Here is a 19,730-nt window from a genome sequence, read left to right on the forward strand (position 1 = left end):
CCTGCTCCCGACCAACGCCGGAAGGACATCGCCGCATGAAGAAGATGCTCGACCTGCTGTCGCTCAAACTGTTGCGCCGGATCGAGATCCGCTATCGGCTGATCAATTCATTTTTGCTGGTGTCGATGCTGCCGCTGCTGATCGCCGGCATCGTGGCGTATCGCGAATCGAGCAACGCCTCGCAGGAAAAAGTCCGCATCTTCGCCGGCGAAGTGGTCAAGCAAGTCGCGCAGAACATGTTGCAGCAGATTGAAAAAATCGAATCCTCGAGCGAAGAACTGGCGATGTCCGAACGCATGCAGCATGCGCTGGCCGCCTACTACAGCAAGAGCCCGTCAGAGCGCGCCGCCGGCCACGGCGAGATCATTCGCCTGCTGCTGGAGAACTACGGCTCCTTCGAATACGTCAACCAGAAATACGTGCTCGACCGCCGCCATCGCATCATGGATCCGCAGGTATTCGCCCGGCTCGGCGACGGCGTGGCGCGCTTCGCCGAAGATGCGCCCGACATGAAAGGCCGGCCATACTGGGACGTCTACAGCACTGCCGCCGGGCAGAAGAGCGTGGTGATGTTGCGCGACATCCTGTTCAAGAGCAACAACCGCATCGCCGGCACGCTGTTCGTCGGCTTGCGGCCGCTGCACTTCTCACGCATCTTCGAGTCTGTCAACCTCGGCTACGGCTCGCGCATGCTGGTGATCGACGCCCGCGACGGCCACGTCATCGTCAGCGCGAATGCAGCGAACGCGACGAACGACGATGCGCCGGAGTCTGGTCTGGTCGCCGCGATCGCGCGTAGCTTGGCGGAAGGGCGCGACAACTTCGTGTCTTACCGCGATGGCGACAACAAGAAACAGCTCGCCGCTTTCGCGCCGGTTCCGCGCACCAGCTGGATGGTAGTGAACATCACGCCGCTCAATGCGCTCAACACCGAGGTACGTTCGATCCGCAACAAGATCATCGTCATCGGCGTGTTGTGTTTCATCCTGGCGGTGGTGCTGTCGTTCATCATCGCGCGCAGCATTTCGCTGCCGCTCAAGCAACTGGTCGGTGTGATGAAGGCGACCCGCACCGGCAACTATCTGATCCGCATGGATTACGAAGGCAAGGATGAAATCGCGGAGTTGTCGCGGCGCTTCAACGATATGGCCAGCAAGGTGCATCAGCACAATGAACGATTGGAAGAGCTGGTGGCCGAACGCACCCGCGAACTGGAGCAGGCCAACCAGCAACTGGAAGCCCTCAGCGCCACCGACAGCCTGACCGGCATCGCCAACCGGCGCCGTTTCGATGAAGCGCTGGGCGGTGAATTGCGGCGCGCAGTACGCTCGTTGAAGCCGTTGTCGCTGATGATGCTCGACGTCGATTATTTCAAGAATTACAACGACCGCTACGGCCACCTGGCCGGCGACGATTGCCTGCGCGCCATCGCCCGCGTGCTGCGCACCAGTTCGCGCCGCGCCACCGACCTGGCGGCGCGTTACGGCGGCGAAGAATTCGCCGTGATCGTCGCCGAAAGCGACAGCGCCAACGCCATGCAGCTCGCCGAAAACATCCGCAACGCCGTCGCCGCATTGCAGATCCCGCACGAGGATTCACCCTTCGGCTGCGTCACCTGCAGCATCGGCGTCACAGCCTTGCAAGTGGATGAGAGCATGAGCACCGACACCCTGCTGCGCCTGGCCGATGTCGCCCTGTATCAGGCCAAGGCGCTCGGCCGCAATCGCGTGGCGTTGAGCGATCATGCCGGCGCAACCGGTTAGCACGCCGCGCCGGCGCGCGAGAACGTAGACGACCCGACAACTTTGCTGCACTGCGCTGCCGCAGCGATCGCCGACAGCGTTTGCCGACGTCCTTAACTGGCGTCCATTTCCCGGCCTTTTCCTGCGATTGCAGACCGCCGCAGCGGACTACCATGCAGTGCTGGTCCTGCCCCTCCCCTTGCGCAGGTTGCACAAAAAACAATATTGAGACGAAAGAAAATCAAATGAAAAATATGCGCATCGGCTCGCGCCTGGGCCTGGGTTTTGCATTGGTGTTGTCGCTGCTGGTATTGATGACGATCATCGGCGTATGGCGACTGCAGGACATCGGCGGTCGCACCGCCACCATGATCGCGCTGGACTTGCAGAAAGAACGCCTGGCCACCGAATGGGCCGCCAACATCGACGCCAACGGCGTACGCACAGTGGCGGTCATCAAGAGCAACAACGCCGATCACCAGAAGTTCTTCAAGGACCAGATGGCGGGCACGGTCGACCGCACCAGCGCGGTTCAGAAACAGCTCGATGAACTGATCAAGTCAGAGGAAGGGCGCAAGCTGTTCGACTCCCTGCTGGCGCAACGCAAGGTCTACAACGACCTGCGCAACAAGCTCATCAAGATCAAGGAGAGCGGCGACGAAGCGGCGGCGCTGAGCGCACTCGAGGGCGAACTGATTCCCGCAATGAAGGAATACTCTGCGCGCGTGAGCGCCGTGGCGACGCATCAGCGCGACGTCATCAACCGTAATGCGACGATCGTCGACCAGCAATATCGTTCAGGCCGCGCAATCCTGATCGCGGTCGGTGTGCTGGCGCTGCTGGTCGGCATCATCGCGTCGTGGCGCCTGTCCGACGGCATCACCCGACCGTTGCGCCGCGCGGTGCAGGCCACTTCCGCAGTCGCCGCGGGCGACCTCAGCACGCACGTGGTGGTCGATCGCAAGGATGAAATCGGCCAGTTGCTGCAAGGCCTGCACGACATGTCGCAGAACCTGCTCAAGACCGTGCGCGAAGTGCGCAGCGGCGCCGACACCATCGCCACCGCGTCGTCCGAAATCGCCACCGGCAATCTCGACCTGTCGTCGCGCACCGAACAACAGGCCGGCTCGCTGGAAGAAACCGCCTCGGCCATTGAACAACTGGCATCGACCGTGAAGCAGAACGCCGACAATGCGCGGGAAGCGAATCAACTGGCGCTGACCGCCTCCAACGTCGCCGTCGAAGGCGGCGCCGTGGTCGGCCAGGTAGTCGACACCATGGGCGCCATCAACGAATCCTCGCGCCGCATTGTCGACATCATCAGCGTGATCGACGGCATCGCGTTCCAGACCAATATCCTCGCGTTGAATGCCGCGGTGGAGGCGGCGCGCGCCGGCGAACAGGGGCGCGGCTTCGCGGTGGTGGCAAGCGAAGTACGCAGCCTGGCGCAACGCTCGGCTTCGGCCGCCAAGGAAATCAAATCGCTCATCGACGACTCGGTCGACAAGGTCGGCTCGGGCACGCGCCTGGTGGAACAAGCCGGCAAGACCATGACCGAGGTGGTCAGCAGCGTCAAGCGCGTAAGCGACATCGTCGCCGAAATCAGCGCCGCCACACAGGAGCAGAGCACCGGCATCGGCGAAGTCAACCACGCCATCACGCAGATGGATCAGGTCACGCAACAGAATGCGGCGTTGGTGGAAGAAGCGGCTGCGGCAGCCGGTTCGCTTCAGGAACAAGCGGCAAAGCTGGCGCAGGTGGTGAGCGTATTCAAGCTCGACGACAATCAGGTAATGGCTGCGCCGAAGCAGGCAGCGGCGATGCGCAACATCACGCCGCAGCGGCCGGTCATCGCCACCGCGAAACCGGCGCCGGCAGGCAGCAGCAATGCGCCGAAGACCCGCGCCATCGCCGCGCCGCAGCCGCGGCAGGCGCCGGCCAAGGAAAACGCCGATGACTGGGAAACATTCTGATACGCGGCGAGCGCGTGCGCTCATGACGCAGCACTAAACAAAAAGGGCGCCCGACTCACATCGGGCGCCCTTTTGATTTTCTGCTGCCAGCTTACAGTTTGAAGTGCCGCCCGGCTTCCGCCAGTTTGCCGGCCTGCGTCTGCAACAGTTCCGACGTCGCCGACGCCTGCTCCACCAGCGCCGCGTTCTGCTGCGTGGTGTTGTCCATTTCGGTGACGGCCTGGTTGATCTGCTCGATACCCTGGCTTTGTTCCTGGCTGGCGGTGGCGATCTCGCTCATGATGGCGGTCACGCGCTTGACGCTTTCGACCATCTCGCTCATGGTCGCGCCGGCCTGCTCCACCAGCTTGCTGCCGGAACCCACTTTTTCCACCGAATCGCCAATCAGCTCCTTGATCTCCTTGGCGGCCGCTGCCGAGCGTTGCGCCAGGCTGCGTACTTCGCTTGCCACCACCGCGAAGCCGCGGCCCTGTTCGCCGGCGCGCGCCGCTTCCACTGCCGCATTCAGCGCCAGGATATTGGTCTGGAAGGCGATGCCGTCGATCACGCTGATGATGTCGACGATCTTGTTGGAGGACGCGTTGATCGCGCCCATCGTGTCCACGACTTGCGACACCACGCCGCTGCCCTTGACCGCGACGTCGGAAGCGTTCTGCGCCAGCTGATTGGCCTGGCGTGCGTTCTCCGCGTTCTGCTTGACAGTGGAGGTGAGCTGTTCGATCGAGGCGGCGGTTTCTTCCAGCGAGCCGGCCTGCTGTTCGGTGCGCGACGACAGGTCGAAGTTGCCGGAAGCGATTTCGTTGGCTGCCGTGGAAATCGAATCGGTGCCGATCTGCACTTCCGAGACGATCTTGCGCAGCCCGGTATTCATGTCGTCGAGCGCTTGCATCAGTTCGGCGATTTCGTCCTTGCCCTGCTTCTGGATGGTGGCGGTCAGGTCGCCGGCGGCCACCATCTTGGCGACCTCCAGAGCACGCTTCAACGGCGTCGTGATGCTGCGCGAAATGATCAGCACCGCGACCACGCTGATGAGCACCAGCAGCACGCCCAGCGCCATCATCAGTTGCATGCCGCGTGTACTGGAGCGGTCGATGTCGACGGCCATCTGGTCGATGGCTTTGCGCTGCATCGCCAGCAGCGCATTGACCTTGTCCGCATAGGCCTTGGACGCCGGCTCGAACACCTCCTTGTAGGCTTTCTCGGCTGCGGCGGCGTCACCGGTCTTGCGCGTATTCATCACCAGTTCCTTGGCGGCCTGGTATTTGTTGCGCGCTGCGATGATTTCCTTGAACAAGGCCTTCTCGTCCTCCGAACTCAGGAGTGGTTCGATCTTCTTGATGATGCCGCTGCCGGACACGACGCTGGCGGCGATCGCCTCCTTGAAGGTGTCTGCCAGATTGGCGTCAGAACTGCGCGCGATCATCGACGTACGCACGATCGCCGAATACGTCAGCACGAACCAGTCGGCGACCAGCCTTTCCTTGGCCAGCGGCAATTCCATCATGGTGCGAGTGGATTCTGCATTGCGCCTGGCATTGATCAATCCCATCGAAGTGGAAATGGTCGCCAGAATGAGAACGATGGCAAAGCCGAAAATCAGGCGGCTGGAAATCCGCATGTTGGAAAGTTGTTTCATGATGGCTATGGTCCCCGCGTGCTGTCGTTGTGTTTATATTTCCCCGGCCCGGTAGTACCCCGGACTCTTATGCAGGTTACCGTGTTTTGGCGATGCGGCAAACACAAGTTGGAGCGAAAGCAACACTGCTGCGCAGCAGCATCCAAGACGGTCCGTTCAGCGTTCCATTCGCACCTCGACTTCGCGCTCGACGTAGTCCCATTCCGGAGTCTCGCGCAGCGCCGCCAGCAACGCGTCGAAGGCGGCAGCATCGGCCGGGGCAAACTCGAACCAGGTGAGGAAATCGAAGGGCTGCACCGCGGCCAGATCGCGGCAATGGTGCAGGCGGCGCGCAATGGGTGGCAGGTAACGCAGGCCGATCTCGATGTGGCGCGAGCGGGTTTCGAGGATGTCGCGCCGTTCCTGCTGGGTCAGCACCCACCAGGCCGCGCTCTTGCGGATGGGGATCAGCGCGGCGCAGGTCGAACCGGGCCGGTGCAAGCCTTGCTGGACGGCAAGCAAGCGTTGTTTTTCAGCCTGTTCGGTATAGCGCTCGTTGCTGGTGACGCCCTGCAGGGCCCACGTGCCTGCTGCAGCGGATTCGCCGTTGGCGATGGCGAGGTGTGTCGCCGACGGCAGCGTCGCGCCTTTAACGGCGCGGATTGCAGTGATGAGCCATGCACCCTGTGCGCCGCCCGCGAACGTCCACAAGCGTTCATTCATTTCCGCCTCCCTTGGTGCATTGTTCATGGCAGATTGGTCGCGCGGCGACGGCGTTTCTTACAAGGGAGACGAATCGCTATCGCTATTCCAGACGCGTGAACGGCACACGCACGCCTTCGGCGTCGCTGCGCAGCGCCAGGTCGATGATGGTCATGACGTCGACCGCATCCTGCGCCGGCACCGGGAACGCCTTGCCGTCCAGCAGAGTGCCGGCCAGCGCGCGGTAGAAACCGGCGTAGTCGCCGTCCAGCGTGGCGTGCTCGCCTTGATGATCCCGCTCGCCATCGACTTGCCGCAACCATCCCGGAGGATTCTTGCCGAAGCCGGCGTCGCCGGGACGCAAGCCTGCCTTCAGTTGATCTTCCTGCACGTCGAGGCCGTTGATCAGGTAGCTGCCGCGCGTGCCGTGCACGGCAAAGCGCGGCGGCGGCAAAGCGCTCAGCGCACTGGCGTGCAGCACCACTTCCTTATCGGCGTAATGCAATTGCAGATGGACGTAGTCCGGCACCTGCGCGTTGTCGCGCTGCTGCCGCACGGTGGCCGACAGCGACTGCGGCGCGCCGAACAAGGCCAGCGCCTGATCGATCAGATGCGGGCCCAGATCGAACAGCAGGCCGCCGCCGTGGGCCGCTTCTTCGCGCCAACGTTTTGGAATGACCGGACGGAAGCGATCGAAGTGCGATTCGAAATGCGTCACGCGGCCGAGCCCGCCGTCGGCAATCAGTGCGCGCAGCGTCATGAAGTCGCCATCCCAGCGACGATTGTGGAACGGTGCAAATAGCAGGCCGCGCTGCACCGCCAGCCGCGCCAGTGTTTGCGCGTCGGCGGCGGACAAGGTGACCGGCTTGTCGATCACGACATGCTTGCCCGCTTCCAGCGCACGGTGCGCTAACGCGAAATGGGTGTCGTTGGGCGTGGCGATGACGATGCAGGCGATGTCGTCACGCGCGATCAAGGCGTCGAAATCCGGCACGATGTCGGCTGCGGGGAAATCGGCGCGAGCGCGTTCCGCCTGCGAGGTGGCGATCACGGCAAGTTCAGTGCGCCAGCTGCGGGCGATCACCGGCGCATGGAAGGTGGCGCCGGCGAAGCCGTAGCCCATCAAACCCAGTTTCAATTTCCCGGACATGGAAGCGCTCCTCGTTCTGTGTGCTTCAGACTTTTTTGACGAACTCGGTCTTCAGGCCCATCTGGCCGAAACCGTCGATCTTGCAATCAATGTCGTGGTCGCCCTCGACCAGGCGGATGTTCTTGACCTTGGTGCCGATCTTGACCACACCGCCACCGCCCTTGAGCTTGAGATCCTTGATCACGGTCACGGTGTCGCCGTCCTGCAGGATGTTGCCGGCGGCATCGCGCCAGACCTTGCTGCTGTCTTCCGCGGCTTCGGCCGGCTTGATGGACCATTCATGGGCGCATTCGGGACAGACGTACAGGGCGCCGTCTTCGTAGGTGAATTCGGACTGGCATTGGGGACAGGGTGGCAAGGTGCTCATGATGACTTTCGTGACGATGCGGCGGACACGCCGGATGCGTGTCGCCAGGTGCGCAGTATACCGCCCGCACATCGACGCCAACCATGTTCGCCAACCGCTATACTAGCCATTGTCGTTGAATGACTTTTTAGCAGGAGTTGGCATGCTGCAGTCGCTTTCCGGTATTCCCGTCCATACCTTGCGCAAGGAATGTCCTCCGGGCGCCTGTGTGTGTGATCGCGAGAGCCTGCTCGACAGCGCCGCAGCAAACCCCGACACCGACGTGCGCGTGCTGATGCTGACGCAGGAACAGGAGCGCAGGCTGCTCGAACGCATCGAGCAGATTTCCAGCTACGACGATTTGCAGCACGTCGCCGGCCTGCTCTACAAACAACTCGGCGTGGTCTTGCGCATTGCGCCGAGTCCGCGCGAGGTGCGCACCGTGCGCGGCTTCCTGATCCTGCTGGAAGAACGTCCGGGCCTGTGCAAGAAAACCCGCCAGGCGGTGCCGGCGGCAATCCGCAAGTGCCTGGAAAGCAATCCCGACATCGCCTTTGCCATCCTCAATGCCCACGATCTGCTGGGCGGCGCCTGATCCTGGTTCTTCCATCGCGCTGAGATATTCAGAAATCGCGTAAGCATCATCGAAAGCATTCGTTCTGCTAAAACGTCGCTTTGTTTAGTCTTGATCCCTTGATAATTTTTCCGGGGCAGGGCATGACAACAACATCCATCACATCCACAACGTCGAACAAACGCCGCCTGGTATTGCAGGGCGCCGCGGCTGCCGCACTGGCCGGCGCGGCCGGCTGGGGCAATGCCGCCGAAGAACGCACGCTGCGCATCGGCTATCAGAAGTTCAACACGCTCAATATCCTCAAGGGCACCGGCAACCTGGAAAAGGCGCTGGCGCCGCTGGGCTGGAAGGTGAAGTGGTTCGAGTTCGCGGCCGGGCCCCAGCTGACCGAAGCGCTCAACGCCGACGCCATCGACTTCGGCCACGCGGCCGACACGCCGTCGGTGTTCGCCAACGCCTCCGGCGTGAACGCAGTGTATCTGGCCGCCGAACAACCGTATCCGAAAGGCATCGGCATCTTTGTCGCGCAGGATTCGACCATCCGTTCGATCAAGGAACTCAAGGGCAAGAAGGTCGCGCTGGGTCGCGGCTGGAACGTGCAATACCTGCTGGTGCGGGCACTCGAAGAAGCCGGTCTCAGCTACAACGACATCGTGCCGGTGTATCTGTCCAACGCCGCCGACGTGCGGGCGACTTTCCAGTCGGGCAATGTTGACGCCGCCGGCTTGTGGGATCCGTTCCTGGCCGGCCAGGAAATCTCGACGCGCCCGCGCATCCTGCGCGACGGCACCGGCTTGTCGAACAACCGCACCTTCCATCTGGCCACGCCGAAGTTCGTCGAACAGAACAAGAACATCATCCGCATCCTGTTCACCGAACTGAAGAAGACCAACAACTGGACCCAGGCCCATCCGCAGGAAACCGCAGACCTGCTGGCGCCGCAGCTGGGCGTCGATCCCAAGGTGCTGCGCCTGGCGACCGAGCGCCGCAACTACACCACGGTGCCGATCGACGCGGGCATCATCCAGGAACAACAGCAAATCGTCGAAGCCTTCTACAAGCTCGGCCTGATCAAGAATCAGGTGCAGGTCAAGGACAAGGTTTACGGCGAAGCCCTGCTGTAAGAACGCGTCATGACGATACATCTTGCGGCCTTCCTGATCGCCGGCAATGCGGCCCACAGCCAGGTGCTGTGGCGCCATCCTCGCAGCACGCCGGGCGGATTCCTGACGCTGGACTATTACAAGCGCATTGCGCAGACGCTGGAACGCGGCAAGTTCGACCTGCTGTTCTTCGCCGACCGGCTGGCGGTGTCGACGCGCTTCGGTGGCAGCCATCGCTACGGTGTGGCGCATGGCGACCAGGATGCGACGCGCATGGATCCGCTGCCGGTGCTGGGTGCGATTGCCGCAGTCACCTCGCATATCGGACTCGGCGCCACACGCTCGACCACCTATTCGCAACCGTACAGCCTGGCGCGCGAATTTTCCACGCTCGATCATTTGTCGGCAGGACGCGCGGCGTGGAATGTGGTGACCTCAGTGAACCAGGGCGAGGCCGACAACTTCGGCCTGCGTGAAACCCTGGGACACGACGAACGCTACGACCGCGCCGACGAGTTCCTCGAGGTCACGCACAAGTTGTGGAACAGCTGGGATGCGGAGGCGCTGTTGCTGGACGCCGGCAGCGGACGCTACGCCGATCCCGACCACGTCCATGCGATCGATCACCACGGTACGCATTTCGACGTGCGCGGTCCGCTCAACATCCCGGCCTCGCCGCAGGGAGGACCGGTCATCATCCAGGCCGGTTCATCGCATCGCGGCCAGGATTTTGCGGCGCGCTGGGCTGAAGTAGTGTTCGGCATCCAGCCCGACCTGGCGCGCATGCAGCGCTTCTACCAGGACCTCAAAAGCCGCACCGGAAAATTCGGCCGCAAGCCTGCCGACATCAAGGTGCTGACCGCGCTCATGCCCTTTGTCGGCGCGAGCAAAGCGGAGGCCGAAGACAAGCGCACGCAGCACAATGCGATGGTCGATCCCATCGTCGGCCTGTCGACCTTGTCGAGCCACATGAACGTGGATTTTTCGGCGCACGCGCTGGACGCGCCGATCGACGATATCCAGGTGGCGGGCATGCAGGGCCTGTTCGGACTGGTGAAGCAATTGTCCAGCGAAGGCAGCCTCACGCTGGCCGATATCGGCAGGCTGTACGCGAGCGGCGTGCTGGTGCCGCAGGTGGCGGGCACCGCTGCGGACATTGCCGACTGGATGGAACACATCGTGGCGCAGCAAGGTGCGGACGGTTTCGTGATCACGCCTGCGCATTTGCCGGAAGGCTTTGACGACTTCGTCGATCTGGTAGTGCCGGAGCTGCAGCGGCGCGGACAATTCCGGCTGGATTACGAGGGCGATACCTTGCGCAGTTATCTGCGCTGAAGACCGGTTGCGGCATCAATGAAAAAACGGCGCGAATCACTTCGCGCCGTTTCCATTTCATCATGCCAATTACTGCAAGTTACTCAGACTTGCCGCCCTTGCGATGCGGTTTGGCCTGGCCAGACACGCGGGTGTCCGGGCCGCGGCTGTCACGCTTGTCCGAGCGTTTGTCGCCGGGACGACCGGCACGCGCGCTGCTGTTGACCTTGGGCGGCGTAGCGTTCTTTGCCGGGGTCTTGTCGTGATGCTCGGTGCCGGTGCCGATGATGCTGATGTTCATCTTGCGACCGTCGATTTCCACCACTTTCAACTGATGCAGCAATGGCTTGGGCATGCCGGCAGGCAGGTCCAATGTGCTGTGGTCGTCGTGGATGTCGATGCGGCCGATGTGCTTGGCTTCGAGTCCGGCTTCGGTGGCGATGGCGTTGACGATGCTCGCCGGCGTCGCTGCATGGGCGCGACCGATCTCGATGCGGAAAGTCTGCATCTGGAACTCGGGCTTGCCTTTTTCCTTGCCCTTGGTCTTGCGCGGCTCTTCAACAGGACCCGAACCGGAAGCACGAGCGGGAGCGGACTCGGCGCGTTCGTGACGGTTGCCATGCTCGCTGCGCTCCGGACGATCGCCACGTTCAACACGTGGGCCGCGTTCGGCGCGCAGCATCGGCGGACGTTCGTCGGTGATGCTGATCTTGAGTTGCTGGCCGGCGACCCAGACCTTCTTCAGGTGCTGCAGCAAGTCGTCGGGCATGTCGCCCGGCAGGTCGAGCACGCTGTGGTCGTCGAAGATTTCGATGCGGCCGATATGTTTGGCGTCCATGCCGGCTTCGTTGGCGATGGCGCCGACGATGTTGCCGGGCTTGACGCCGTGTTCATGGCCGACTTCGATACGATAGGTCTGTGTCGTGTGGGCGGCGAAATCGGCCTTGGTCGGACGGGCACGCTCGGTGCGCTCCGGGCGTTCAGTACGCTCGGCACGTTCGACACGCTCAGGACGTTCCTTGCGCTCGCTGCGCTCCGCACGCGGTGCGGCGCCTGCAACGCCGCCGTCACGGCTGATCTGCAATTGCTGGCCGGCTACACGTACCGACTTCAGGTGATCGATCAGGTCCGGCGGCATGTCGTCCGGCAGATCGAGGACGCTGTAGTCGTCATAGATTTCGATGCGGCCGATATGCTTGGAATCCATGCCGGCTTCGTTGGCGATGGCGCCGACGATGTTGCCCGGCTTGACGCCGTGCTGATGGCCGACTTCAATGCGGAAGGTCTGCATCCCGGGATCGGCGGCGCGGACGATGCGCTCCTTGGGAGCGTAGCCTGGACGTTCGCTGCGGTCATTGCGGTCACCGCGCTCAGGACGGTCGCCACGCTCTGCACGCGGCGAACGATCAGGACGTTCGCGCGGTGCACGGTCGTCGCTGCGCACGAACTCCGGCTCGCGCTGGTTCTTGTCGAGCAGCAGCGGCACGTCGCCGCGGGCCATCTTGGCCAGCGCAGCGGCGATGTCGACGGCTGTGACGTTCTCTTCGCGTTCGTAGTCTTCGATCAACGAGCGGAACACGTCGAGATCGCCGGCGGCCAGCGTTTCACCAATCAGCTCCTTGAAGCGCGCCACACGCACGTCGTTGACGGCCTGCACGCTCGGCAGGTTCATTTGCGTGATCGGCTGGCGGGTCGAACGCTCAATGCTCTTGAGCAGGTTCTTTTCGCGCGGAGTGATGAACAGGATGGCTTCGCCGCTGCGACCGGCGCGGCCGGTGCGGCCGATGCGGTGGGTGTAGCTTTCCGGATCGTAAGGCACGTCGTAGTTGATGACGTGGCTGATGCGCTCGACGTCGAGGCCGCGTGCGGCGACGTCGGTGGCGATCAGGATATCGATCTGGCCGTCCTTCAGTTGCTGGATGGTGCGCTCGCGCTGCTGCTGCTGGATGTCGCCGTTGATGGCGGCGGCGGCAAACCCCCTCGCCTTCAGTTTGCCGGCGAGCTCTTCGGTGCCGAGCTTGGTGCGCGCAAAAATGATCAGACCGTCGAACGGTTCGACTTCCAGGATGCGCGTCAACGCGTCGAGCTTGTGCATGCCGCTGACCAGCCAGTAACGCTGGCGGATGTTTTCGGCGGTGCCGGTCTTGGCGGCGATGGTGACTTCGGCCGGATCGCGCAGGTAGGTCTGGGCGATGCGCTTGATGGCCGACGGCATGGTGGCCGAGAACAGCGTGGTCTGGCGTGAGGCCGGGGTCTTTTGCAGGATCGATTCGACGTCGTCGATGAAACCCATGCGCAGCATTTCATCGGCTTCGTCGAGCACCATGGTCTTCAGTTGCGACAGGTCGAGCGAGCCCTTGTCCAGATGGTCGATCACGCGGCCGGGGGTGCCGACCACGACGTGCACGCCGCGGCGCAAAGCGCTCAGCTGCGGGCCGTAGCTCTGGCCACCGTAAATCGGCAACACGTGGAAACCCGGGATGTGGGTGGCGTAGCGCTGGAAGGCTTCGGCCACCTGGATCGCCAGTTCGCGCGTCGGCGCCAGCACCAGCGCCTGCGGCGCAGTCTGGCGGATGTCGATGCGCGACAGGATCGGCAGCGCAAACGCGGCGGTCTTGCCGGTGCCGGTCTGGGCCTGGCCCAGCACGTCGCGGTTGCTGAGCAGGATGGGGATGGTCGCGGCCTGGATCGGCGACGGCGATTCGTAACCGAGCTCTTTCAGTACGCGCAACAGCGGTTCACTGAGATTGAGGTCGGAAAACAAGGGAAGGGGGGCTTCGGACATGAGGACTCACTGGTTCTTTTTTGGGACCGCAGGGCGCGGCCGCATGGGGATGCAGTTTACCCGCTTGTGACGCGCTGGGCGATGTTAAGTTGCAGCCGCGCGTACGCCGGCAGCGGAAAATGGGCGCTTTCTGGGCCGACGGCAGGGGAAGATGTTGCCCGGAAGACAAACAATTCCCGGCGACAAGAAACGGAAAGCCGGGCGAACATCGGACGGCAAAACCGCCCGCCGGGATAAATTTACTGGAAGGTGTTCGGTGTCAGCTGCAGCGGCGAGCCTTGCACGCCGGCATGCACCAGGCGGCGTGCAACGCCGGTAATGTTGGCTTCCAGTTCGCGGAAGGTGCGCATCGGTCCGATTGCGTTGAACATCTGCGAGGCCAGTTTGATCAGCGCTTCATTGGAGATGAAGCACTCGCGGTCGACGAACTCCACGCATACAGAAAAAATCACGCCGGCGTTGGTCAATTTCACTTCGGTAACAGACTGCGACATGGCTTTTCCTTTAATCGGACTATCGACCTATAGTGCGCGTAAGTCCGGCGAATAGCAATCAAAATCGGCGATCACGCCGGGCTGGCGCGGCTTCCGAAGGGATTGGCGGGGTTCACTGCAGACAATGTATAATAGAGGCTCGTTGGGCGGTTTCGCCCTTTTTCGGACCGGCCCGCAATATCATCTCAAAGCGCGCCAGTCTCCACTCTTTCCGGCCGCGCCAGCCTTTCGTTTCACTTGTTTTCCGGCACGCGGCCCGTCCTGTAGCAGTCCTGCCGCCGGCGACATTGTGCATCCGGCGCCAAGTCTCTCCGCATGTCTGCACGTGCACGCGGCGCTGCTCCCGGGGCGAAAAGCAAAACGCACTGGTCCGCTCAGGCGGTAACCGGCCTCTTTTTTCTGCGATCTTCGGCGGATGTTGTTGCAGCCTCTTGCGAGCTGCCGCCTGCCGGTCGCCTTATTTGGAAACCACCATGGCTAAAGAAGAACTACTTGAAATGAACGGCCTCGTCGAAGAAGTCCTGCCCGATTCGCGCTTCCGCGTGAACCTGGAAAACGGCCATCGACTGATCGCCTACACCTCCGGCAAGATGCGTCAGAACCATATCCGCATCCTGGCCGGCGACAAAGTCACACTGGAACTGTCTCCTTACGACCTGAGCAAAGGCCGCATCACTTTCCGTCATCTGGAAAAGCGCGGACCGGTCGGCGGCGGACAGCAACGTCGTCGCTACTGATATCTCGATCCGTAACGAGATTGCGATGCCGACCGCAACACCTCTAGAGCGCAGCAATGGCGCTGCGGCGATTTCCGCCAAGGCGGTCGCGTTGGCGGCTGCGCTGGAAGTCGAGCTGGTCGAGTGCGTCTGGGATATCGGTGCCGACCTCACGCATGAACATGCGCATCGGCTCGATCTGATCACGGCGGCCAAATCCGTGCGCGTGTATTTTCCGGATCTGGAATTGACCTCGTCCGGCAATGCGTCACGCACCAAGCGCATCGAAGAACGCCTGCAACGTGCCATCGTCCAACTGCAGCAGCGCACGCCGGCGCCGACCTACGGGTTTCGCTGAACGCTGCAGCGCTCCTGGACGTATCGCGAATTAAATCTCGATATGTTTAGGTAATCTTCAGGTTTACCTGTATATTTAAATTTGCACTTACATCAAGTCGTCGTTATTGTTGGTCTCTTCTCTTGAGCTCGCTTGCGAGCCTCCTCTGTCGGACTCTCTTCGGTTACATCTTTCTTGGTCTCGGGTGCGCTTCGGGCGTTGTCCCTCATTTTTTTTCAAGGAAGTAATAACATGTCTACAAGTCAAACAGGTACGGTCAAGTGGTTCAACGATGCCAAGGGTTTCGGTTTCATCACGCCTGATCAAGGCGGCGACGATCTGTTCGCGCATTTCCAGGACATCCAATCGAACGGTTTCAAGAGCCTGGCCGAAAACCAGCGCGTCTCGTTCGAGCGCGGTACTGGCCCTAAGGGCGAAAAAGCTACCAATATCAAAGCGATCTAATCGCTTGATCTGACGTGAAGGCCAAGGTCTTCACGACATCCAAGTCCGGGATCGACAAACCGGCGGCACCACGCAGATAGCATGGGTCGCTGATGGAAAAATCCCCGGCACCGCAGGTTCTGCGGAATGACAAAGCTCGCTACGGCGGGCTTTGTTGCATTTGGACCCGGCATGCTTCGGCTATCATCGCAGTTCCGCGATTTTCTCCGGCGACGCCATGCACCCTGCTTCACAAAATCCCCTGCAAGATCTCCCAAAAAATTCCCGGCAAGACTGGTCTGAGCGACTGACTGCGCTGGCCGGCGCAATCAGCGACGCCGACGACGGTGCGCACGACATCAACCATCTGCATCGCGTCTGGCAGGCCGCACGCATTTTGCTCGACGATTACCCGGCCGCCAATGCGCTGGTGGTGCAAGCCGCCTGTTATCTGCACGATCTGGTCAATCTGCCCAAGGATGATCCGCAACGCCATCTCGCCTCGCGCCAGGCAGCGCAGCTTGCGCGCCGGCACTTGCAGCAACTTGATTTCCCGGCGGGCCAACTCGACGCGGTCGCACACGCCATCGAAGCGCACAGTTTTTCCGCCGGCATTGCCCCGACCACCATCGAAGCACAGATCGTACAGGACGCCGATCGTCTCGACGCGCTCGGCGCGGTCGGACTGGCGCGCATGTTCTACACCGCGGGCCGCATGGGTAGCCTGCTGGCGCATGCCGACGATGCGCGCGCCACCCATCGCGCGCCGGATGATCGCCGCTATGCGCTCGACCACATCGCCTGCAAACTGGAAACCCTGCCGGCGACGATGCAAACCGACGCCGGACGTCGCCTCGGCGAACAACGCGTGCAATGGCTGCGCGACTTCCGCACACGCTTTCTGGCGGAATGGGAAAGCGCCTGAAACCATTTTTTGGAATGCTGCTAGAATTAATCCATCGCATCAATTCATCGTTTTACCTTGCCTTCATCCTTCATGTTCATCGCCGCCCTGTCCTGCCTGTTGTCGCTCAGCCTGTATGCCCTGGCTGCGCGAGCGCGTGCACGCACCGTCGCGGCCGGTAAACAAAAGAAACAGTCGCTCATCTGACCGGGGCGCGCTGTCCTGTCAGGTGGGCTGACAGGATGGCCAACGCAGACCGGACACGTTCCCCTCGCTACTTCTCTCCTTGCAACCTGCCGACAGACATTCACGGTCTGTAATGCAGTAAATTTTATGGAGAGCAGCAATGCGTTCTTTCGACGGTATCTGGATTCCCCTGGTCACGCCCTTCCACGACGGCAAGATCGATTTCCCCGCTTTGCAGGCGCTGGCGCGCAGCATGTTCGACGCCGGCGTATCCGGCCTGGTCGCCTGCGGCTCCACCGCAGAAGCGGCCGCACTCGACGATGCTGAACAACTGGCGGTGCTCGATGCCATCCTCGATGCGGTGCCCGGCTGTCCGGTGGCGATGGGTCTGGCCGGCAATCGGCAGGTGGCGATGCTGGAGAAGATGCAGAAAATCCAGCAGCGCCCGGTCGCGGGATTGCTGATTCCGGCGCCGTATTACATCCGCCCCTCGCAGGAAGGCTTGCGCGCGTTTTACCTGGCCATGGCCGATGCCGCCGAGGCGCCGGTGATCGTCTATAACATCCCGTACCGCAGCGGCATCAACATCGACGCCGCCACCATCCTCGCGCTCGCCGGCCATGAACGCATCGTCGCCGTCAAGGATTGCGGTGGCAGTGCTGCGGCCACCATGGACCTGATCGCGCATGGCGGTTTGCAAATTCTGGCGGGAGAAGACGAACAGATTTTAACCACGCTGTGTCTCGGCGGCAGCGGTGCGATCACGGCGGCGGCGCACATTCGTCCCGACCTGTTCGTGCGTGTGGCGCAGCTGGTGCAGGCGCAGCGTCTGGTCGAAGCGCGCGAGCAATTCTATGAATTGCTGCCACTGATCCGCTTGTTGTTCGCCGAGCCGAATCCGGCCGTGATCAAGACCGCGCTGGCGATGATGGGCATGCTGCGCGATGAATTGCGTGCCCCCATGCAAGCCAGCTCACCGGAGCTGCATGAGCGCTTGCACCGCGAGCTGTCGCGGCTCGGTTGCCTGTAAGCATGCAGCTAAGGCAAGCCCGTCACGGCAGCGCCGCTGGCGATGCCCTGCTCGCGCAGGATGTCGGCCAGGCTGCTGCGAAAGCGCAGCAGCGGCGCCGCCAGACGGCCGCTGGCCAAACCCGGTGCGTGCACCAGCCAGACGCCCATGCCGTTGTCGAACTCGGGCACCGCCAGCACGCGGATCTGTTTGCGGAACGCACTGCGCTTGAGCGCACTCGGCGTGGTGATGCCGATGCCAACGCCGCGCGCCACCAGCGACAATTGCAGCTCGGCGCCGAAGGCTTCCACCGCTACCGTGAACGGTTGGTGGCGCGCTTCGACGGCCAGCCGGATCGCACTGCGCAAACCGCAACCATCCTGATTGAGCACCCATGAATGCTGCGCCAGTTCGGTCAGCGTGAGTTCGCCGCGCGGCAGCTTCAGCGACTTACCTGCCACGACCAGAGCCGGCTCGCGACCCAGCTTGTGAACCTGGAAACGCTCCGGCGGCGGTACGCCGTCCGGCACGATGATGGCGGCGGCATCGATCATGTTTTTCTCCAGCATGTCCATCAGGCCGGGCGACCAGGCAGCGGTCACGCGCACGCTCAGCTTCGGGAATTCGGTGCGCAGGCAATCGAGCGGCGTGGTCAATGCGGCCTCCGACAAAAACGGCGGCACGCCCAGGCGAAGTTCACCGATGGCATCGGCATGCGGCGACACGCGATCGATCATGTCGTCGACTGAAGCCAGCACGCGGCGCCCCATTTCGTAGACATCGCGTCCAGCCGACGTCGGCTTGAGCGGCTTGGACTGGCGATCCAGCAGCTCGACGCCAAGCATGCTTTCCAGGCTTTGGACACGGCGCGTGATGCCCGGCTGCGTCAGATGCAATCGCGTGGCGGCGGCGACGATGGAGCCGGTTTCAATGACGGCGACGTAGGCTTGCAGGTCTCGCGTGTTCAAAACAATCTCGCATATTGTTTATGATAATAATTCAATTGTCGCATAGTTTGCCGCTACCTATACTGGCCTCCCGCAAACCTCTACCGCATCAGCGACACCTGGAGCCGCCATGGAACAATGCAGCAAGCTTTCCCCTCCGCCTGCGAAGATCGTCGCACCGGCAACGCACATGAGCGCGGCGATGACGCTGCTGTTCGCTGCCGCGGTCGGCGTGATCGTCACCAATCTCTACGCCGTACAACCTTTGCTGGCCGCCATCGGCGCGACCATGCACATCCCCGGCGGCGCCATCGGCCTGATTGCAATGCTGCCGCTGCTGGGCTATACCTGCGGCCAGTTCCTGATCGTGCCGCTGAGCGACCTGCATGAGAATCGCCGCCTCATCGTACGGCTGCTGACGGGTTGCGCCGCATGTCTGGGCATCGCCATGTTCAGCGCGCAAACATGGTTGTTCCTGACCACGATTTTCCTGGCCGGCGTCTTGTCGAGCGCGATCCAGATGCTGGTGCCGATGGCGGCTTTCATGAGCGAGGAAGCACATCGCGGCCGCGTGATCGGCAACGTGATGAGCGGCCTGATGCTGGGCATCATGCTGTCGCGCCCGGTGGCCGGCTGGCTGGCGAGTGTGGCCGGATGGCGTGCGGTGTACGGCCTGCTGGCGCTGATCGTGGCGCTGCTGGCGCTGGTGCTGTCGCGCGTGTTGCCGGAACGTCATCCGCAACAAACCCAAGGCTATCGCGACATCCTGAAATCGCTGTGGCAATTGCTGTGCAGCGAACGCGTCCTGCAATACGGCGCGCTGACCGGCGCGCTCAGCATGGCGGCGTATATGTCTTACTGGACCACGGTTGCGTTGTTGCTGGTGCAGCAGCCGTTTTTGCTGGGTGCGGGCGGCATCGCGGTGTTCGCACTGGTCGGCGCCAGCGCGGTATGCGCAACGCCGTTCGCGGGCCGGGCCGGAGATCGTGGACGCGGACGCCTGGCCTCTCATCTGAGCCACCTGGGGATGTTGGCGGCGGCCTTGATCGCAGGCGTCGCCGGCAGCGGCTGGGGTGGCTTCGACGTCCATCTGCACGCGGGCCTGGCGCTGGTGCTGCTGGGTGTCGCCGCGATCCTGCTGGACGGCGGCGTGGCGGCCGACCAGACGCTGGAACGCCGCAAGATCAACCTGCTGTCGCCACAATTGCGCGGCCGCCTGAACGGCCTGTTCGTCGGCTTCCTGTTCATCGGCGGCGCGATCGGCGCGGCGCTGTCCGGATTCGCATGGAAGCTCGGCGGCTGGAGCGCGGTGTGCCTGCTGCAATTGCTGTTCTCTGCGACGATCACCTGCTTGGCATACGGACAAGATCGCCGCTGAGTCTGGTG

General features: G+C 62.5%; 18 protein-coding genes. 11 read left to right on the forward strand and 7 right to left on the reverse strand.

Annotated elements, in window-relative coordinates:
• The first annotated feature begins 35 nt into the window (after window positions 1–35).
• The gene (locus ACIROY_RS23690; RefSeq protein ID WP_402344658.1) at window positions 36–1,763 is read left to right on the forward strand and encodes a diguanylate cyclase; all 1,728 of its coding nucleotides are present in this window, start codon (window positions 36–38) and stop codon (window positions 1,761–1,763) included.
• Between the two features lie 224 nt (window positions 1,764–1,987).
• Window positions 1,988–3,715, forward strand: coding sequence for a methyl-accepting chemotaxis protein (locus ACIROY_RS23695; RefSeq protein WP_402344661.1), 1,728 nt, complete (start codon window positions 1,988–1,990; stop codon window positions 3,713–3,715).
• A 91-nt stretch (window positions 3,716–3,806) separates the two neighbouring features.
• Here the strand turns inward: ACIROY_RS23695 and ACIROY_RS23700 are convergent, their stop codons facing one another.
• From ACIROY_RS23700 to ACIROY_RS23715, 4 genes are all read right to left on the reverse strand, one after another.
• The gene (locus ACIROY_RS23700; protein ID WP_402278831.1) at window positions 3,807–5,351 is read right to left on the reverse strand and encodes a methyl-accepting chemotaxis protein; all 1,545 of its coding nucleotides are present in this window, start codon (window positions 5,349–5,351) and stop codon (window positions 3,807–3,809) included.
• Between the two features lie 156 nt (window positions 5,352–5,507).
• Window positions 5,508–6,053, reverse strand: a complete 546-nt coding sequence (locus tag ACIROY_RS23705) for a chlorite dismutase family protein (RefSeq protein WP_402344664.1) — start codon at window positions 6,051–6,053, stop codon at window positions 5,508–5,510.
• 82 nt (window positions 6,054–6,135) lie between these two features.
• On the reverse strand, window positions 6,136–7,182 hold the full coding sequence (locus tag ACIROY_RS23710) for an oxidoreductase (protein ID WP_402344667.1): 1,047 nt from the start codon (window positions 7,180–7,182) through the stop codon (window positions 6,136–6,138).
• A 25-nt stretch (window positions 7,183–7,207) separates the two neighbouring features.
• Window positions 7,208–7,549, reverse strand: coding sequence for a zinc ribbon domain-containing protein YjdM (locus tag ACIROY_RS23715; RefSeq protein WP_402278825.1), 342 nt, complete (start codon window positions 7,547–7,549; stop codon window positions 7,208–7,210).
• A gap of 142 nt (window positions 7,550–7,691) precedes the next feature.
• Between ACIROY_RS23715 and ACIROY_RS23720 the strand changes: the two genes are divergently transcribed.
• From ACIROY_RS23720 to ACIROY_RS23730, 3 genes are all read left to right on the forward strand, one after another.
• On the forward strand, window positions 7,692–8,123 hold the full coding sequence (locus tag ACIROY_RS23720) for a hypothetical protein (RefSeq protein ID WP_402278824.1): 432 nt from the start codon (window positions 7,692–7,694) through the stop codon (window positions 8,121–8,123).
• A 122-nt stretch (window positions 8,124–8,245) separates the two neighbouring features.
• On the forward strand, window positions 8,246–9,229 hold the full coding sequence (locus ACIROY_RS23725) for a sulfonate ABC transporter substrate-binding protein (protein WP_402344670.1): 984 nt from the start codon (window positions 8,246–8,248) through the stop codon (window positions 9,227–9,229).
• Between the two features lie 9 nt (window positions 9,230–9,238).
• On the forward strand, window positions 9,239–10,543 hold the full coding sequence (locus tag ACIROY_RS23730; protein WP_402344673.1) for an LLM class flavin-dependent oxidoreductase: 1,305 nt from the start codon (window positions 9,239–9,241) through the stop codon (window positions 10,541–10,543).
• Window positions 10,544–10,622: 79 nt separating this feature from the next.
• Here ACIROY_RS23730 and ACIROY_RS23735 read toward each other — a convergent pair whose 3' ends face one another.
• Together ACIROY_RS23735 and ACIROY_RS23740 are read right to left on the reverse strand one after the other, a co-directional pair.
• Window positions 10,623–13,307 (reverse strand): DbpA RNA binding domain-containing protein, encoded by a 2,685-nt coding sequence (locus ACIROY_RS23735; protein WP_402278818.1) that lies wholly within the window; start codon window positions 13,305–13,307, stop codon window positions 10,623–10,625.
• 239 nt (window positions 13,308–13,546) lie between these two features.
• Entirely contained in the window at window positions 13,547–13,801 is a 255-nt protein-coding gene (locus ACIROY_RS23740; protein ID WP_402278816.1) for a hypothetical protein, read from the reverse strand.
• A 473-nt stretch (window positions 13,802–14,274) separates the two neighbouring features.
• Between ACIROY_RS23740 and infA the strand changes: the two genes are divergently transcribed.
• The 5 genes from infA to dapA all read left to right on the forward strand — a co-directional run bounded on the left by infA (window position 14,275) and on the right by dapA (window position 17,418).
• Window positions 14,275–14,538, forward strand: coding sequence for a translation initiation factor IF-1 (gene infA / locus ACIROY_RS23745; protein ID WP_007881321.1), 264 nt, complete (start codon window positions 14,275–14,277; stop codon window positions 14,536–14,538).
• A gap of 25 nt (window positions 14,539–14,563) precedes the next feature.
• A complete protein-coding gene (locus ACIROY_RS23750) occupies window positions 14,564–14,875 on the forward strand; it encodes a hypothetical protein (protein ID WP_402278813.1) in 312 nt (103 codons plus the stop codon).
• Between the two features lie 231 nt (window positions 14,876–15,106).
• Complete coding sequence (locus ACIROY_RS23755) at window positions 15,107–15,319, forward strand: cold-shock protein (protein ID WP_016836527.1); 213 nt, start codon at window positions 15,107–15,109, stop codon at window positions 15,317–15,319.
• A 217-nt stretch (window positions 15,320–15,536) separates the two neighbouring features.
• Complete coding sequence (locus ACIROY_RS23760) at window positions 15,537–16,223, forward strand: HD domain-containing protein (RefSeq protein ID WP_402344676.1); 687 nt, start codon at window positions 15,537–15,539, stop codon at window positions 16,221–16,223.
• A gap of 325 nt (window positions 16,224–16,548) precedes the next feature.
• Entirely contained in the window at window positions 16,549–17,418 is an 870-nt protein-coding gene (gene dapA / locus ACIROY_RS23765; protein ID WP_402344679.1) for a 4-hydroxy-tetrahydrodipicolinate synthase, read from the forward strand.
• 8 nt (window positions 17,419–17,426) lie between these two features.
• On the opposite strand, the gene ACIROY_RS23770 is transcribed toward dapA, so the two are convergent.
• The gene (locus tag ACIROY_RS23770; protein WP_402278807.1) at window positions 17,427–18,365 is read right to left on the reverse strand and encodes a LysR family transcriptional regulator; all 939 of its coding nucleotides are present in this window, start codon (window positions 18,363–18,365) and stop codon (window positions 17,427–17,429) included.
• Window positions 18,366–18,474: 109 nt separating this feature from the next.
• Here ACIROY_RS23770 and ACIROY_RS23775 point away from each other — a divergent pair, with 109 nt between their 5' ends.
• Window positions 18,475–19,722 carry an MFS transporter gene (locus ACIROY_RS23775; RefSeq protein ID WP_402278805.1) on the forward strand — a complete coding sequence of 416 codons (1,248 nt, stop codon included), beginning with the start codon at window positions 18,475–18,477 and terminating at the stop codon, window positions 19,720–19,722.
• Window positions 19,723–19,730: the final 8 nt, after the last annotated feature.

Origin of the sequence: Herbaspirillum sp. NPDC101396, assembly GCF_044767365.1 — a bacterium.
GTDB lineage: Bacteria > Pseudomonadota > Gammaproteobacteria > Burkholderiales > Burkholderiaceae_D > Herbaspirillum.